17 protein-coding genes are annotated in these 15972 nt (G+C 61.3%); 4 read left to right on the plus strand and 13 right to left on the minus strand.

Annotated features, from left to right (window positions below; all coding sequences use genetic code 11):
- Positions 1 to 140 precede the first annotated feature (140 nt).
- The 3 genes from CSC78_RS08480 to CSC78_RS08490 form a co-directional block, all read right to left on the minus strand.
- The gene (locus tag CSC78_RS08480; RefSeq protein WP_162337476.1) at positions 141 to 641 is read right to left on the minus strand and encodes an REP-associated tyrosine transposase; all 501 of its coding nucleotides are present in this window, start codon (positions 639 to 641) and stop codon (positions 141 to 143) included.
- A 128-nt stretch (positions 642 to 769) separates the two neighbouring features.
- Positions 770 to 1123: an FKBP-type peptidyl-prolyl cis-trans isomerase gene (locus CSC78_RS08485; RefSeq protein WP_162337477.1), complete on the minus strand. Its 354-nt coding sequence runs from the start codon at positions 1121 to 1123 to the stop codon at positions 770 to 772.
- Positions 1124 to 1209: 86 nt separating this feature from the next.
- Positions 1210 to 1593 (minus strand): hypothetical protein, encoded by a 384-nt coding sequence (locus tag CSC78_RS08490; RefSeq protein ID WP_162337478.1) that lies wholly within the window; start codon positions 1591 to 1593, stop codon positions 1210 to 1212.
- Positions 1594 to 1797: 204 nt separating this feature from the next.
- Between CSC78_RS08490 and CSC78_RS08495 the strand changes: the two genes are divergently transcribed.
- Entirely contained in the window at positions 1798 to 2682 is an 885-nt protein-coding gene (locus CSC78_RS08495) for a PDDEXK-like family protein (RefSeq protein ID WP_162337479.1), read from the plus strand.
- Positions 2679 to 3317, plus strand: coding sequence for a hypothetical protein (locus CSC78_RS08500; RefSeq protein ID WP_162337480.1), 639 nt, complete (start codon positions 2679 to 2681; stop codon positions 3315 to 3317). The genes CSC78_RS08495 and CSC78_RS08500 overlap by 4 nt, the downstream gene beginning before the upstream one ends.
- A 290-nt stretch (positions 3318 to 3607) precedes the next feature.
- Here CSC78_RS08500 and CSC78_RS08505 read toward each other — a convergent pair whose 3' ends face one another.
- From CSC78_RS08505 to CSC78_RS08520, 4 genes are all read right to left on the minus strand, one after another.
- On the minus strand, positions 3608 to 4378 hold the full coding sequence (locus CSC78_RS08505) for a hypothetical protein (RefSeq protein WP_162337481.1): 771 nt from the start codon (positions 4376 to 4378) through the stop codon (positions 3608 to 3610).
- A gap of 180 nt (positions 4379 to 4558) precedes the next feature.
- A complete protein-coding gene (locus CSC78_RS08510) occupies positions 4559 to 4960 on the minus strand; it encodes a barstar family protein (RefSeq protein ID WP_162337482.1) in 402 nt (133 codons plus the stop codon).
- A gap of 51 nt (positions 4961 to 5011) precedes the next feature.
- Positions 5012 to 5401: a hypothetical protein gene (locus CSC78_RS08515; RefSeq protein WP_162337483.1), complete on the minus strand. Its 390-nt coding sequence runs from the start codon at positions 5399 to 5401 to the stop codon at positions 5012 to 5014.
- A gap of 64 nt (positions 5402 to 5465) precedes the next feature.
- Positions 5466 to 6356, minus strand: a complete 891-nt coding sequence (locus CSC78_RS08520; protein WP_162337484.1) for a hypothetical protein — start codon at positions 6354 to 6356, stop codon at positions 5466 to 5468.
- Between the two features lie 141 nt (positions 6357 to 6497).
- Between CSC78_RS08520 and CSC78_RS08525 the strand changes: the two genes are divergently transcribed.
- Positions 6498 to 7226 (plus strand): hypothetical protein, encoded by a 729-nt coding sequence (locus tag CSC78_RS08525; protein WP_162337485.1) that lies wholly within the window; start codon positions 6498 to 6500, stop codon positions 7224 to 7226.
- A gap of 97 nt (positions 7227 to 7323) precedes the next feature.
- Here the strand turns inward: CSC78_RS08525 and CSC78_RS08530 are convergent, their stop codons facing one another.
- From CSC78_RS08530 to CSC78_RS08555, 6 genes are all read right to left on the minus strand, one after another.
- Positions 7324 to 7668, minus strand: a complete 345-nt coding sequence (locus CSC78_RS08530) for a hypothetical protein (RefSeq protein WP_162337486.1) — start codon at positions 7666 to 7668, stop codon at positions 7324 to 7326.
- 7 nt (positions 7669 to 7675) lie between these two features.
- Positions 7676 to 8047, minus strand: coding sequence for a hypothetical protein (locus CSC78_RS08535; RefSeq protein ID WP_238391208.1), 372 nt, complete (start codon positions 8045 to 8047; stop codon positions 7676 to 7678).
- A gap of 4 nt (positions 8048 to 8051) precedes the next feature.
- Positions 8052 to 9368: a hypothetical protein gene (locus CSC78_RS08540; protein WP_202924146.1), complete on the minus strand. Its 1317-nt coding sequence runs from the start codon at positions 9366 to 9368 to the stop codon at positions 8052 to 8054.
- 70 nt (positions 9369 to 9438) lie between these two features.
- Positions 9439 to 10278: a TSCPD domain-containing protein gene (locus tag CSC78_RS08545; protein ID WP_162337488.1), complete on the minus strand. Its 840-nt coding sequence runs from the start codon at positions 10276 to 10278 to the stop codon at positions 9439 to 9441.
- A gap of 121 nt (positions 10279 to 10399) precedes the next feature.
- The gene (locus CSC78_RS08550; protein WP_162337489.1) at positions 10400 to 11017 is read right to left on the minus strand and encodes a hypothetical protein; all 618 of its coding nucleotides are present in this window, start codon (positions 11015 to 11017) and stop codon (positions 10400 to 10402) included.
- Positions 11018 to 11638: 621 nt separating this feature from the next.
- Positions 11639 to 13789 (minus strand): adenosylcobalamin-dependent ribonucleoside-diphosphate reductase, encoded by a 2151-nt coding sequence (locus CSC78_RS08555; protein WP_162337490.1) that lies wholly within the window; start codon positions 13787 to 13789, stop codon positions 11639 to 11641.
- Between the two features lie 536 nt (positions 13790 to 14325).
- Here CSC78_RS08555 and CSC78_RS08560 point away from each other — a divergent pair.
- Complete coding sequence (locus CSC78_RS08560; protein WP_162337550.1) at positions 14326 to 15795, plus strand: Do family serine endopeptidase; 1470 nt, start codon at positions 14326 to 14328, stop codon at positions 15793 to 15795.
- Positions 15796 to 15972: the final 177 nt, after the last annotated feature.

Raw genomic sequence — 15972 nt, forward strand, 5'->3', positions numbered from 1 at the left:
CTGGCCGCGCCACGTAGCACGGGTAAGGCCACAGGCCGCACCCGGGGTCTCGGACACGCTCCGTGCAAGGCACCCCGGGCGCGCTGCGCTTACCCGGGCTACGCATGTTTGCTGAACCCGCATCAGGGTCCGATACTCGCTTACCGTTCGCCCCACCGACCCGCGACATCACGATCTGCCGCCCACTCACGCGACAGCCATCCCCGCGCCACGTAACGATGGAAGCTGGAATGCGGCCAGGCCGCTACCGTCTCGACCAGCCCATGCTTGAGAGGATTGATGTGCACGTAGTCGACCAGCGCCTGCAGCTCTTCCTCGTCGCGAACGGTTCGCTCCCAGTAGCGCGACTGCCAGGGTGACGGCGCCCCGGCGGGAACAACCCGCCGCGTGAACCCCTTCTTGATGTCCTGCCACAGCCGCGGATAGTTGGAGGTCGCGTCCGTCATGCGGATCACGGCATGCAGGTGGTCCGGCAGAACGACGGCGGCGATCACCACATGCGGTATGCGTCTGGCGGCAACACGCCACGCGGCACGCAACGCATCGATCTCGCGAACGAGCAGATCACTCCTGCGGTCCCGCAACGTGACCGTGAAGAAGTACGTTGCGCCTGCAATCCGATTGCGGCGATACCTGACCATGCCGCGACCATAACGGAAACCCGTAGCCCGGGTAAGGCCGCAGGCCGCACCCGGGGATCGGAAGCATTCCGGGTAAAGCAACCCGGGTGCGCTGCGCTTACCCGGGCTACGCGAATACGTCGCGCGGCTCAGGTCCCCAGCAATTCCACGTCGAACTTCAGGGTGGCGTTGGGCGGGATGACGCCGCCGGCGCCGCGCGCGCCGTAGCCGAGGCTGGCGGGAATGATGAGGGTGCGCTGGCCGCCCACCTTCATGCCCTGCACGCCTTCGTCCCAGCCCTTGATGACCATGCCGCCGCCGAGGGGAAAAATGAAGGGTTCGTCGCGGTCCTTGCTGGAATCGAACTTGGCGCCCTGCGCGCCGTTCTCGTACAGCCAGCCGGTGTAGTGCACGGTGACGTTGCTGCCGGGCTTGGCCTCGATGCCGCTGCCGACGACGGTGTCTTCGAACTGCAGGCCGGAGGCGGTGGTGGTGAAGGGCATGGGGTGTTCCTTGAGGATGAGGGATTCGTGGTGGGTAGTCTATCGCCCGTGCGGCAGGGTGCGCTGCGCTTGTCCGGGCGGCCGCGTTACGCGTCGCACTCGCCCACGCGCTTTCCGTCCTTGCGGACGTAGGTGGAATCCGAGCCCGTCTTGTCGCTATGGAGTTGCAGCACGTCGCGCGTGGCGGTGAAGGTCAGCGTGATGGGAATGGCGCGGCCGTTGGCATTGGCCAGCAGTTCGACACGCTGTTCGCGCACGCGGTAGACGGTCTCGATGTTGCCCTTCTCGCGCAGCACCCAGCCGGTGCCATCCGGCTCGAAGCGCAACGTGTCCTTCGCGCTCTTGTCCGGGTCCTTGCAGAGCATCCAGTCGCCAACCAGCCAGGCGTTGGGCGTAGCGGCGGGCACGGTGGCCATGGCAGGCATGGCGATCACGCCCAGCAGGGCGGCGGCGATGAGGGATCGCGGCATGGGACAGTCCTTGTGGATGGTCCCGGCATGATCGGTTACAGGGCAGCAGGATGGGAAGCGCAGGACTTACGGCGACGGATGCCGTCCGCGTAGGGTGGGCCTTGGCCCACCGCGCGGGCTAAGGTCCATGATCGCGGGATAGAGCCCGCGCGACCGGTCCGCTATATTCGAACGTGCTCGAAGGGGCATAGAACAGGGGGATAGGTGCTTCGCCACGACTTCGTCGCTGATCTGGAACGGATCGCTCCACATATCGGAACCACCCTGCACTGGCCGCGAGAGTCCGACGTCTTGTCGCATGACGGACTCGCGGATCTCGGGAAAGCACTTGATGAAGCGCTTGTCTTGGTCCAACGCCAAGCGCGCAAGCTGCTGGATGCTCACTTGCTGGACGTTCCAGACAGTCCTCTTCTTGGCCGGATATCGCTGTTTCGCGCGATCGGCATGATCCGCCAGGAGACCATACATACGGGCACGCTGTCGTGGCTGATTGATCCCAGGCAGCCGCATGGCTTTGAGTCGGCGCTCTGCCAAGCCTTCGTTCGCGCGATCAATGTCTCCGGCGAACAGGATCCCGCCAGCTCCCTCAAAAGCCTGATCCTTGACCCATCCTCTCGAGTCACGAACGTCGCATCCGAGTTCTGGTTATCAAGTGACTGCAGGATGGATGTCCTGATCGAAGGACATGCCAAGAACGGGACCCGCTGGGCAGTGGTGGTTGAAGCGAAGGTGGACGCGGAGGAGCAGAAAGATCAGCTCCTGAATTACGACCGCGCATTGGAACGTCGCGCAAGGCAGGGGTGGTCGGATGTCCAGGTCCTCCGTGTATTCCTCAGCGAAGACGGCCGATCCGGAAAGTCGTCTGCGCTTGGGTCCGCATGGGCACGAATGAGCTACCTGGACATCGCGAGGGAGTTCCTGGCGACCTACCGCGGACTCGGACAAAGCGAGGGGCATGCGTTCCTGCGCATCTACCTGTCAGGGCTCCTGGAGGAGCTCTGCGGGATCTCTTGCGGGGCGGACCTGATCGACCTGCTAGCAAAGAACAACGCCGTTGATATCGAGCGGCTACTGACGGAGCGCAAATGACCGATTCGATAGCCTTGGGCTTCTGGGCCAAACACTGCTGGGCGATGGAACTGCTGAACGTGGAGGAGGACGATGATCTTCCGGAAGAGCTGAAATCCATTCGTTCGAACGAACGATTCGGAGACATGGTGAATGAGGTGATCACCTCCGCAGAGCGGGACGCGCTGCTTCTCCTTGGCGGCATCCAGCACGACATCGAGGCTGAACTCTGCCGGAAAGGAAGTCCGTTCAAAGTAATGCGGAAGCGATCCAGCGATCCATGGCAACTGAATCTGCATTTTCAGCCCCGCCGGGGAGGAAAGGATTCCTTCAAGGCAGAGGTTGGCGCGCGTATCTACGAGTCCAGCGAAAGGAACATGAAGCTGGCCGTCTGGATATGGGCCAAGGGCGGCAGAAGCGCTGAGAAGACGTTCACCGAAATCCTGGCCGGGACTATCGAAGCCTCCATGGACAAGAACAATGGCTGGGCGAGCGGCGTGGCTTTTCTCTTCAATGAGCCGCTGGCAAGTCCCATGTTCGCCGGCATGGCCGAGGGTTCGGTTGACCTGCTGAAGGTTCGTGGAGCAGCCCGCGAAGCCCTCGCCAGGCAGGACAACGACCGATTGCTACGTCTCGTCAGGGAGCTCAGGAACTGATTGCCTGCGCTCCCTCCTCGTTGCCCCAAGTAGCTCAAGAATCTCCGTTCGCCCCCATTTCTCCGCCAGTTCCAGGGGCGTGTGATAGCCCTCGTTGTCGAAGGTGCATGCGTCCGTCGGAGCTCCCTTTCCGAGTGCGGAACGGGCACCTTCGATGTCTCCGCGGCGAATCGCCAGGTTGAGCTCATCGACAGCCTCGGCAGCAAGCTTTGGTCGTCCAACGACTTCGTTCCGATTCTTTCTAAAGAAGTTGAACCAACGTTTCATATCGATCTTTCCTGGTCGGCCACTCAGCCAAGCAATGCCGTCCTGGCGATGCAATGGATGCTTCCGTCGTCCGCTTTGCTCACCCGGCGGCAGGTCTCCATGCGAGTCACCGCCGAGCGCGGGATGATGTCGGTCTTGTCGCCACGCAGCAGCACGCACATCTCGCTGCCGCATTGCATGACCAGCGCTGGCCGGGCGGATTCCGCTTCGGTGTATCCCAGCACCCAGTTGCGTTCCAGCGTGGCGAGCTTGGACAGCGCGGCGCGCTCTTTCTCCGCATCATGCTTCGCTTTGGTCGAAGCAGGTTTTACGCCGAGATAGATCAGGCCGAAGGCGAACAGGAACAGCAGGAGGAAACCGAGCACACCCACCTGGAGATTCTCGAATCCGGCATCGACGGCATCGGCGAGCGCGCGATGTCGGGGTGCGACCTGCATTCGCCGATTCATCTCGACGAAGAACTTTCTGACTTTCCGGCCGATACCTGACAGGCGGGGAATGCCAAAGGTCCTGATGCAGGCCACGATGAGAAGAGTCACGACGGACACGCCCGCGAACCACGCGACCCACGACGTGCGTCCGAGGATCGACAGGATGAGCACCAACGCGCCTTGGCGGATGTAATCCACGCTGGAATAGCCCAACAGGGCGTCGCTGATACCGAACTCGCCCCAGTAAGTATCCAGGTACGCCCATCCGGCGAAGTACAGCGCGGGCACGCCGATGACAGTGAGCTTGGCGGCCAGTTCGATGAGGTGTTGGGTCTTGGACCCGATGCTTGCCAGTGCAGCCATCCCCGACGCTCCTTGTGGTTATCCCCTGCCGCGAACTATGCCACCAGTGGCCAGCGGAGCACCGATGGAAATGGCACCACCCGGGAACGTGGCCCGGGTAAGGCCAAAGGCTGCACCCGGGGCACGGACGGGTCACGTGGCAGGCGTCCCGGGTGCGCTGCGCTTAGCCGGGCTACGCGTCTACGCGCGCTCGTCCGGCACCAGGGTGATGTTCGGGTGTGCGGCGATGATCTCCAGCACGATGTCGAAGTAGGTCTGTCCGCGGCCGGCGTCCAGGGCATCGAGTGCGCGTTGGAAGTGTGCGCTGTTGAAGCGTTCGGGCTGCGCCAGTTTGGCGAGCAGGTATTGCCGTGTGGTGTCGACGCCGAGTGCGTCGCGGCTGGCGGCGAAGTTGGTCCAGACGAGCGTTACCGGGGCAGCGCCATCGAGTGCGCCGTAGCCGCCGTAGAGCATGTCGTCGAGGGCATCCAGGCTGGGGCCGAGCGTCCAGTCGACGCCGGTCATGAAGACGCGGTTGATCTCGTCGTAGAAGGACGGGATGTCGCGGATGCGGGCGCCGTCGAGGGTGAGGGTGTGGGGCATGGGGGTCGTTCCCGAGGCGAGGAGTTCACGCGCCCACCCCACCCTACCGCATCAGTTGCCCAACGCCTTGAACAGCAGCAGCCAGAAGAACCAGCCGATCATCATGAAGAACAGGCCTTCTCCAGCGGCCTTCTTCCTGCCGGCCATCAGGTAGCCAGCCGCCAGGAAGATGACGATGCCGGGCAGCAGGACGCACAGCACCTTGAGCACGAGCGGCAGGGTGTCGGTCGGCTTGGCGCCGGGGATGGGCGGCGGTGAGCGTCCCGGCGGAGTGTCGAAGCGCGCGTCCTGGATGCCGCGCCCGATGAGTTCGTGCCGCGCCAGGTCGATCGCTTCCTCGCCGTACTCGTCCGTCGTCGCCAGCGCGATGCGCATCAGGCGATCGGTTTCGTACTCGCGGTACTGCTGTTTGACGGCGTCCGCATCGAAGTGGGTGGACATGGACGCTCACTCCTTGATCGTTGTCTTGGGGCCTAATCGACTCACTGGGGTATGCCGAAATGTACTATGACCCCTGTTCCCACAAACTTGGCTTCAGCTTCTTTCCTTTGCTCCGAGTGTTCTTCACGTGCACAGGATCAACCATCTTATCGGCGGGAAGATCAATCAGAACATTGACCAAACTAGCAATCGCCTGATCTGACAGCATGAAGTCCTTTGGAATACCACTAGATAAACCCGCGCGATTCTCAAGGATAGCCGCCTCCAGCGCACGGGTGAAGTCAGCCGTCGAGGGGCGCTTACTGCGCGTGGCACCTTCTGTAAGAGGATCCGATGCCACAACCAGCGCCCTACGCGCATCTTCCGCGATAGTTCGGACGATTGCATCCAACGCAGGCCAGTACTTCATATCGAACCTGCCGCCGAGCCGCTCTAGAGGTTCTTTCAGATAGTACGTATAGCGTCCGTTATCTGCGCTCGCCTCATCGATCACTTGCACTATGTCGTAGTGCGTATCACTGTAGAAACCAGAGCTGTTGTGAAGTTCGTCCCGCTGCACCAGGAGGCCTGCTAGTTCATAAGCGACCTTTGAGATCGCCAAGTTTAGTGCGACGAGCTCATCACGGTCCGAGCGATCTTTAGCTATCCGATCCGGCGACCAAAAAGCTCCCGTGGAAAGGAAGCAAGCCATTAGAACTCGCTTTGGCGTCTCCCCGCGCAGCTTGGCATGCATCTCTTCATACACTTGAGCCAGCTCACCACTCCTACCAAGTAGGCGATATGCAACCGCACTCTCGCTGGGAAGACAGTTATGCTCATCGTTGTAGCGTATATGGTCCCGCAGGCATTCCTCGAAAAAAACTTGGACACTGCGTGAGGTCTCACTCATAGGGTTTTCTTTCGCCGAAACAGGATTGACGGAAATCTTACGGACAACTCCATGGCGATCTGGCATCCGAAACTGCGAATTCTAAAGTCGATTCGGACACCCGCGAATCTGATTCAATCAGACCGTTCGGTCCATCCTTACCCTCTACGCGTCCCACCTGTCGGTCAAGCCACCTTAATTAAGCTAGCCCCCCCCTTGGAGGCCAACATGCCCAGATCAACACAGTTTCCCCGCCCAGTCTTCGATGAGACTGGCGTCTATACGATCAACGAGGCGGGTACTTACGAGGTCATTTCTCCATCAGTTCAGCGATATCACGAACTAGTCTTCTCTATTCGCGACTTACATTCGGCCCACGAGATGATGGAACAATGCTGCCGTAACGACCTAGACGACTTGCATCCCTTGCTAGAGCAAGGCTTATGGGTGGGCGCTGTGATCCAGTACAGCAAACCGTTCAAGGCTAACCACGCGCGTCGAACCTTTGATGCCGGAAACTTGGTGCGCACTCAAGCAACTGAGAGCATGCGCGACTTCCATCACTACCTGATCACTCTTCGCGACAAGATGTTTGCTCACGACGATGCCCTAGGCGAGTGCAAACAAGTCGCGATCGGATTGCCATATAAACGCCCCAGGCATCCCTTCGAGATAGGGATAGAGCCAACGAATCCCCGTGTCATCTCGCTAGGCGGAGATATCGCGAGAGATGCAGAACCCCATTTCAGGGCAATGCTCCAACTTTTTGAACAACAGCGAAATCAGATCAGAGAAGAAACTATTGGAGAACTATTCCGAACAAATCTTAATGAAGTGACGCTAGTCGGACCAGCGAGGAAGACTGCTCTAGAAGTTGGACGCGACGATGTTGCGGCCCGCTGGCCAAGAAAGGATGGACAGTCTGCCAAGCAGTCTGGGAGCAAGAACAGCAGGTAGACGCCAACAACATAGGGCTGACTAAATTTCAGAACGCCGCCACTAGATGGGGATGCACTCCCCCCTGCTCTCGGATCAACGCAACCTATCGCCGACATCAATCGGCCCTTAGCCCCCAACCATAAGCACCGCGCGCAGAGGAGAACCCGTAATTTTTCTTGTGAAAAGCCTTCATCGCAGCAACGGCCTGCCCCAGCATCAGAACGACATCACTGTTCTGAGGAAGATCATCCTCATCCAGAAGATCGAGATAACTACGAGATACCTCACCATCCAGAATCTCAAAAACAGACTCGAGCAATCTGTTGACAATCTGGACTTTTTTCTTGTTCAACGCTCCGTCGGGCTTCTTCTTCGCTGCATCTTGAAATTCGCGAAACATTGCCTCCAACAACGGCATCAGTTCGTCGTGACGAGCACCGCGAGCTTTAACTGAAGTCATAGAAATCCTACTTCCTCCGTAGCTTGCGTGGAGCCAACGTGCGGATGCTCCGCCCTTCTACTCGCCAGTACCAGTTGCCCATCTCTTGGTAGATGTTATCGGCCCTGAGCTTCTCCATACACTCAATGTATTGAGACACGATCAAGGCAACATCGCTATTCGTTGGGAGATCATCCGAGGAAAACTCTGAGAACTCCTGAAAAGGTCGATACTTGTCTTCAAGTAAATCATTCGCCCTTCTGATTGTGGAGTTTATAAGTCCAATCTTGAAGGAATTAACAGCATCGTTCGGCGACTTCTTCACCAGAACAGAAATCTCTTGATACACACCATCAAGCTGCCCACTAACCTTCTCGAACTCGTCAACATCCATATTCATCACCTCATGATGGACATGCTCGTCGAAAATCAATGTACTTCTTCTTCAGGACATCTATTGGCTGCCTTTGCTTACTCTCGAAGACATTTACCATCAACTCCAGGTCCTCATCAGTCAGAGAGATGATGCACCTTCGCTGGCCGGACCACAGATCAATAGTGTTCTTGAACATGGCTTTAGACAACGGATTTCTAGTCACGAAGACACCGAAAGCTCCGAACTCATTCAGCAGATAGCGATTCAACTGATTTATGTGATCACGCTCTATGGACCGAACGTTTTTCAACTCCATGACAACCTGGCGACTCGAGTAGTCTTGAAGTATCTCACCAAGAAAGTCCACGGATCTATTGTTGTAGAAAACGAGATCCCGAATGGTAGAACCGCCTTCAGAGCGACTTTGAGTAGCCGCGAAATCAAGGTGTGGATACAACAGAGACGACAATAACTGCGTAGCCGCCGCTTCGTATTTTTTGTCAGCTTTATCCCCTACGCCAGTGGGGAGCTTCTGGATCTCAGCAAACTTCCTCTTAGCTGAGATCACCGGAATTTGCTTGAAGAGCGGGTCGTTCCTGCAATCGTCGGCCGATCGCTCTTTTGCGGCAATGTATCCCGCGACCGCATCATAATTTGATCGATTGTACGTAAGAACGCTTACGCGACCGTCATCGCCACACTGGTTGACTACATCATCTTTCGGGCAGGAGCTGGCGAAGTAGTCATCGAAATTTATCCAAGGGACAAAGCGAAGCCACCTCTTAGGGACAAGCAAAATTGGCTGGTTCGTTTCTGGATTTACAGGAAGATCAACTGATACATCAGCGGAGAATTCGTACTTCCTGTAATCGTAAAGCGAAGGAAGGACCACTTTGACCAATGGAATGCCCAAGCCAAGACATTGATCTACCGTGTAGTCGATTAGAAATGACTTGAGGAAATTGCATGCGATATCGCTAATGCGGTCACGCGAGATGCCGTCAACGTATAACTGAATTTCTTCGAAGTGGTTGAATCCATGGCGACCATACTCTGGAACATGCCGAAACAAGTTCAGCGTACTTGTCGCCACCCGACTGCCTATCCGCTTGCCCTTCTTGGTCGCGGACACGCCCAATCCAACCTCATCACACTCACTTGCGAGAATTAAGCTACTAACCGCCTCGCTCTCCCTGCCTTTTTGAAGCAACCAGTTCAGCCGATTGAACGAATTTACTAGCGAGGTATGGAGGGCCTGATCTTGCAACGATGGCGATCGCCACAGCAAGAACGGATCCAAATAGAGCGGTATGTCTTCCTGCAGAAGCGGTATTGCGAAGTCCAAGTCTGACTGCGCCAGTGAGACTCCGTAGTGATCCGTAAAGCGGGGGCGGACTAGCGCCATAACCTCAAGGTCACCCGCACTTCGAATAACCACAGTTCAAGCACGTCGCGCACCCGTCCATGATGACGAGGGCCTTGGTGCTGCACTTGTGGCAGAGCGTCGCGGAGGGCGGGAAGCTGGCGCCATCGCCGGTCACGGCGATGTCTTCGGAGGAGCCGGGGGACTTCACGGCAGAGGCGCCCTCATCCGCCCTCCGGGCACCTTCTCCCGCGGGTGCGGGAGAAGGAACGACGCTTACGTCAGAGTTTTTTTTTGCGCGGTCTTCGTACTGCTTGCGCTTCTCGGCCAGGATGGCGCGCTGGTGCGCGCTCATTTCCGGATCGTGGATCAGGCCGATCGACTTCATGTGTTCTTCCACGATGGCGCCCAACTCCGCCACCAGCGACGGCATGTACACGCCACCGGCCTTGAAGTAGCCACCGCGCGGATCGAACACGGCCTTCATCTCGTCCACCAGGAACGTCACGTCGCCGCCCTTGCGGAACACCGCCGACATGATGCGCGTCAGCGCCACGATCCACTGGAAATGCTCCATGGACTTGCTGTTGACGAAGATCTCGAACGGACGGCGCAGCTCGTGCTCCGTGCCCGCGTTCAACACGATGTCGTTGATGGTCACGTACATGGCGTGCTCCACCAGCGGCGACTTGATCTTGTAGGTGCTGCCGATCAGGACTTCCGGGCGCTCGATGCGCTCGTGCATCTGGATGATGTTGTCCTGCGGGGTTTCCTTTTCCACCGTCTCGCGCGGCACCGACGCCGTCGGAATGGCAGCGGCGGCTTCGCGCGCCTTGTCTTCCGGGGTGAGCACGCTGTAGCCCTTGATTTTCTTGTCGATCTTGACGGCCATGACGGTGGAATCCTGTTCGTATCTGAAAGTTGTCGTCGATGGGTGGACGCCTGGCCTTCCGGGCCGGCCCCCACCCCAATCCTCCCCCGGACCCGGGGGAGGAGGGGTAAAGCATCAGGTCTTACTTACGGGCCGCTTTTTTGGTGGCTTTCTTCGGGGCTGCCTTGCGCACGGCCTTCTTGGCCGCTTTCTTCGGAGCGGCCTTCTTCGCCGCCTTCTTCACGGGCGCCTTGCGGGCGACCTTCTTCACTGCCTTCTTGGCGACCTTCTTCACTGCCTTCTTGGCGGCCTTCTTGACCGGCGCCTTCTTGGCGGCGGCCTTGCGGGCGACCTTCTTGACCGCCTTCTTGGCCGCGGTCTTCTTGGTCGCTGCCTTCTTGGTGGTCTTCTTCGCTGCCTTCTTCGCCGTTTTCTTGGCGGCCTTCTTGCCGGTGACCTTCTTCTGCAGGCTGGCGGCTTCGGCCTTGGCGGCGGTGCTGGCGGCGGCCAGCTTCTTCTTGGCCTTGGCGACGGTCTTCTTCACCGCCTTGGTGGCCTTGTCGGTGCGCTTGGCCACGGCCTTCTTCGCCTTGGCGATGTCGGCGGTCACCGTCTTGCGCGCCTTCTTGGCCGCCTTCTTGGCCTTGGCGACCGTCTCGCTGGCGGTGGAAGCGACCGCTTCCCCGATCCCCGCCACTGTTTCCTTCACGCTTTCGGCTGCGCCGGAAAGCGTCGCCGTGACACCATTACCGTTGCTCATGTTGCCCTCCTTGTGGGCGAGGTTGGTTTGACGCTGCCGATGCTATACCCGATGGCGCGGGGTGGAACGGTGAAGCGGGTGAATCGGTGGTTCAACTTCCTGGAGCTGCCCCTTCCCCCGCGTGCGGGGGAAGGTTGGGATGGGGGCACTGTTGGCTGAGAGCAAAAGCAACTCGCTGCGCTCGCCTCCCCTCTCCCGCCCCTTCGGGGCACCCTCTCCCGCGAGGGGAGAGGGGTACAGCCAGTGCTCTTTCCTTCCCTTCTCCCCGCAAGCGGGGAGAAGGTGGCAGGAGGCCGGATGAGGGGCCGCTGTTCGCGAGAAGTAAAAGCAACTCGCTGCGCTCGCTCCCCCTCACCTGCCCTCCGGGCATCCTCTCCCCGCAGGCGGGGAGAGGCGTAAAGCCGGTCCCTCTTTCTTTCCCTTCTCCCCGCAAGCGGGGAGAATGTGGCCGGAGGCCGGATGAGGGGCCGCTGTTCGCGAGAAGCAAAAGCAACTCGCTACGCTCGCTCCCCCTCACCTGCCCTCCGGGCATCCTCTCCCCGCAGGCGGGGAGAGGCGTAAAGCCGGTCCCTCTTTCTTTTCCTCTCCCCTGCAATGGGGGAGAGGAACAAAGCGCGTTCCTCAGAACTTGCCGTAATACCCTTCCTTCAACGCGTCGAACAGGTTGGCGGCGGTGTGCATTTCTCCGTCGTACTCGATCTGCTCGTTGCCCTTCACCTCGATGACGTTGCCGTCTTCCAGCTCGAAGCGGTAGGTGGTGTTCTCCAGGTCGGCTTCCTTCACCAGCACGCCCTGGAAGGCGGCCGGGTTGAAGCGGAACGTGGTGCAGCCCTTCAGGCCCTGCTGGTGGGCGTAGCGGTAGATGTCCTTGAACTGCTCGTACGGGTAGTCCGTGGGCACGTTGGCGGTCTTGGAGATGGAGCTGTCCACCCACTTCTGCGCGGCGGCCTGCACGTCGACGTGCTCCTTGGGGGAGATGTCGTCGGCGGCGATGAAGTACTCCGGCAGTTTGGCGTCCGGGTCGTCGGAGAACGGCATGGCCTTGCCGTTGACCAGCTCGCGGTAGGCCAGCAGCTCGTAGGAATAGACGTCGACCTTTTCCTTGGACTTCTTGCCTTCGCGGATCACGTTGCGGCTGTAGTGGTGCGCGAACGAGGGCTCGATGCCGTTGGAGGCGTTGTTGGCCAGCGACAGGCTGATGGTGCCGGTCGGGGCGATCGAGCTGTGGTGGGTGAAGCGGCTGCCGACTTCGGCCAGCTCATCGACCAGCTCCGGCGCCACGGTGGCCACGCGCTGCATGTAGCGGCTGTACTTGGCGTGCAGCACCTTGCCGGGGATCTCCTGGCCGACCTTCCAGCCGTCGGTCGCCATTTCCGGGCGCTGGCGCAGCATGGCGGCGGTGACGGCGAAGCGCTCTTCCATGATCGGGGCGGCGCCCTTCTCCTTGGCCAGCGCCAGGCCCATTTCCCAGCCGGCCACGGCCATCTCGCGGGCGATCGCCTCGGTGAACTCGCAGGACGCGGCGCTGCCGTACTTGTGCTTGAGCATGGTCAGCGTGCTGCCCAGGCCCAGGAAGCCCATGCCGTGGCGGCGCTTGCGCAGGATTTCCTGGCGCTGCTGTTCCAGCGGCAGGCCGTTCACTTCGACCACGTTGTCGAGCATGCGGGTGAACACGCGCACGACTTCCTTGTATTCCTCCCAGTCGAAGCGCGCCTGGTCGGTGAAGGGGTCGCGCACGAAGGTGGTCAGGTTGACCGAGCCCAGCAGGCAGGCGCCGTACGGCGGCAGCGGCTGCTCGCCGCACGGGTTGGTCGCGCGGATCGTCTCGCACCACCAGTTGTTGTTCATCTCGTTGACGCGGTCGATCAGGATGAAGCCCGGCTCGGCGTAGTCGTACGTCGAGACCATGATCATGTCCCACAGGTGGCGGGCACGGATGTGGCCGTAGATCTTGCAGGCCACCAGGCCGTCTTCGCGGACGATGTAGTTCTTGTGGGTGGGCCACTCGCGCCAGACGACCTGGGCGGCGTCCTCGACGTCGATGTCGCCCTTCTCCTTGACGTTCACCGGGAACACCAGCGGCCAGTCGGCGTCGGTGTCGACCGCTTCCATGAAGCCGTCGGTGATCAGCAGCGACAGGTTGAACTGGCGCAGGCGGCCGTCTTCGCGCTTGGCGCGGATGAAGTCCTTGACGTCCGGGTGGGAGATTTCGAACGTGCCCATCTGCGCGCCGCGGCGGCCGCCGGCGGAGGACACGGTGAAGCACATCTTGTCGTAGATATCCATGAAGGACATCGGGCCGGAGGTGTACGCGCCGGCGCCAGCGACGAAGGCGCCCTTCGGGCGCAGCGTGCTGAATTCGTAGCCGATGCCGCAGCCGGCCTTCAGGGTCAGGCCGGCTTCGTGGACCTTGTCCAGGATGCCGTCCATCGAGTCCTCGATGGTGCCGGAGACGGTGCAGTTGATGGTGCTGGTGGCCGGCTTGTGCTGCTGGGCGCCGGCGTTGGAGGTGATGCGGCCGGCCGGGATGGCGCCGCGGCGCAGCGCCCACACGAAGCGCTCGTACCAGTAGGCGCGCTTCTCGGGGGTGGCTTCCGCGTCGGCCAGGGCGCGGGCCACGCGCTGGTAGGTGCCGTCGATGTCGGCGTCGAGAGCCTCGCCCTGCTTGGTCTTCAGGCGGTACTTCTTGTCCCAGATGTCCTGGGACGCCGGCTGCATGGGGACCAGGGTGGGCTGTTCCGTCTTGATCGCCTCGAGGCGCACCGTACTCATGGTTGTCTTGTTCTCCTGAACGACTGGAACGTCATTGACTGTGGTGGCGGGCGAGCCGTGGCCCACCCCGGTACTCATTGCGGTGCCGGACGACGGAGACGACACCGCGCGCGGCCGCACGACGTGCGCCACACCGGTTGCCGATTTGTGGACGTGGACCCTGCCGATGCCGTGGTGCCCACTGCTTCCCTCGCCCTCATGCGCCAATCCCCAAAGGCGCCCGATTTCCCAAGGCGTGTTGCCCGAAAAAACACCAGCACTTGGGTCCGCTTCGTGCTGGACCGCAACATCTTGTGTCAGCACGAAGTGGCAAAACTACGCCCGGGGGTGCCCCCTGTCAACCGGATTGACATGACATTTGCATGGCAGCGACCCCACCGTCCGTCATCACGCGGCGAACCGCGACGGACGGTCGCAACCGGTGAACTTCATTGCAGGTTTAGGGGTCGGTCAGCAGACTCATTCAGGTTCGCGGGCGGCGCCGCCGGCCCGCTCCCTCCTTCGCAACGAGCTGCCGACCGACCATGAAGAAAACGCTGCGCCCGTTCCCCACCCTGCTTGCCCTGTCCGCCGCCGCCGCGTTCGGCGGGTTCGCCGCCACCGGCCTCAACGACCTCTTCCAGAAACCCGCCCAGGCCGCGCCCAACGCCGCCGCCGCGGTCCCGACCGTCGCCGCCCTGCCCACCGCCGTGGACGGCCAGGTGCTGCCGTCGCTGGCGCCGATGCTCAAGCGCGTGACCCCGGCGGTGGTCAGCGTGTACAGCCGCCAGACCGTGCGCGTGGCCAGCCCGCTGGGGCCGTTCGGCGACGATCCGGTGTTCCGCCGCATCCTGGGCATTCCCGACATGCCGCGCGAACGCGTCGAACGCGCGCTGGGCTCGGGCGTGATCGTCGATGCGACGCGCGGCTACGTGCTGACCAACCACCATGTGGTGGAGAACGCCGACGGCGTGTCGGTCACGTTGAACGACGGCCGCCAGGTGGAAGCCGAGTTCATCGGTTCGGACCCCGACACCGACGTGGCGCTGATCCGCATCCCGACCCAGGGCCTGACCGCGGTGCCGATGGCCAACAGCGACCAGCTGCAGGTCGGTGATTTCGTCGTCGCGATGGGCAACCCCTACGGCCTGGGCCAGACCGTGACCTCGGGCATCGTGTCGGCGGTGGGACGCAGCGGCATTCCGGTGGCGGGCTACCAGAACTTCATCCAGACCGATGCGTCGATCAATCCAGGCAATTCCGGCGGCGCGCTGGTCGACCTGCAGGGCCGGCTGGTCGGCATCAACACCGCCAGCTTCAACCCGCGCGGCAGCATGGCCGGCAACATCGGCTTGGGCTTCGCGATCCCGATCAACATGGCGCGCGGCATCATGGACCAGCTGATCGCCAACAACGGCGTGGTCCGGCGCGGCACGTTCGGCGTGGAATCGCAGGACGTGGACGAGCGCACCGCGCGCGGCCTCGGGCTGGACGTGGCGCGCGGCGCGCTGATCACCCGCGTGTATCCGGGTTCGGCCGCGGCCACCGCCGGCCTGCAGCCGGGCGACGTGGTGCTGTCGGCCAACGGCCAGCGCGTCGACAACCGCGCCGCCCTGCATAACTTCGAGGGCCTGCAACCGGTGGGCACGCAGGTGGCGCTGGACGTGCGCCGCGACGGCAAGCCGCTGCAGCTCAGCGTCGCGTTGAAGGAAGGCGTGCGCAACGCCGAGGGCGCGACGATCGATGCGCGCCTGACCGGTGCCACGTTGAAGGAGCTGGACGAATCGGCGCGGCAGCAGCTGCGCAGCATGATCCGCGGTGCGCAGGGCGGCGTGCAGGTCGGCAACGTGGTGCGCGACAGCCGTGCCTGGAACAGCGGCCTGCGGCCGGGCGACATCATCGTCGCCAGCAGCAGCGGCGAGTTCGGCGACCTGCCGGGCTTCCGCGCCAGCTTCGAACGCAAGCCTGCGCAGCTGGTGCTGAACATCCTTCGCGGACGCGGCACCGGTCGCCTGCTGATGCAGTGAGGGAGATGACGCGGGAATGGGGAATGGGGAATGGATTCTTGCGTCCGCCGAAAGTCGCCGGACTTCCGGCGACGATATCGCCTCATTCCCCGTTCCCCATTCCCTGCTCCACCTAACAGCCCGTTCACTCCCGTGCATTAGAGTGACCGCATCCCCCGCCTGCAGGAGACACCCATG

The organism is Pseudoxanthomonas japonensis, assembly GCF_010093445.1.
Taxonomy (GTDB): domain Bacteria; phylum Pseudomonadota; class Gammaproteobacteria; order Xanthomonadales; family Xanthomonadaceae; genus Pseudoxanthomonas_A; species Pseudoxanthomonas_A japonensis.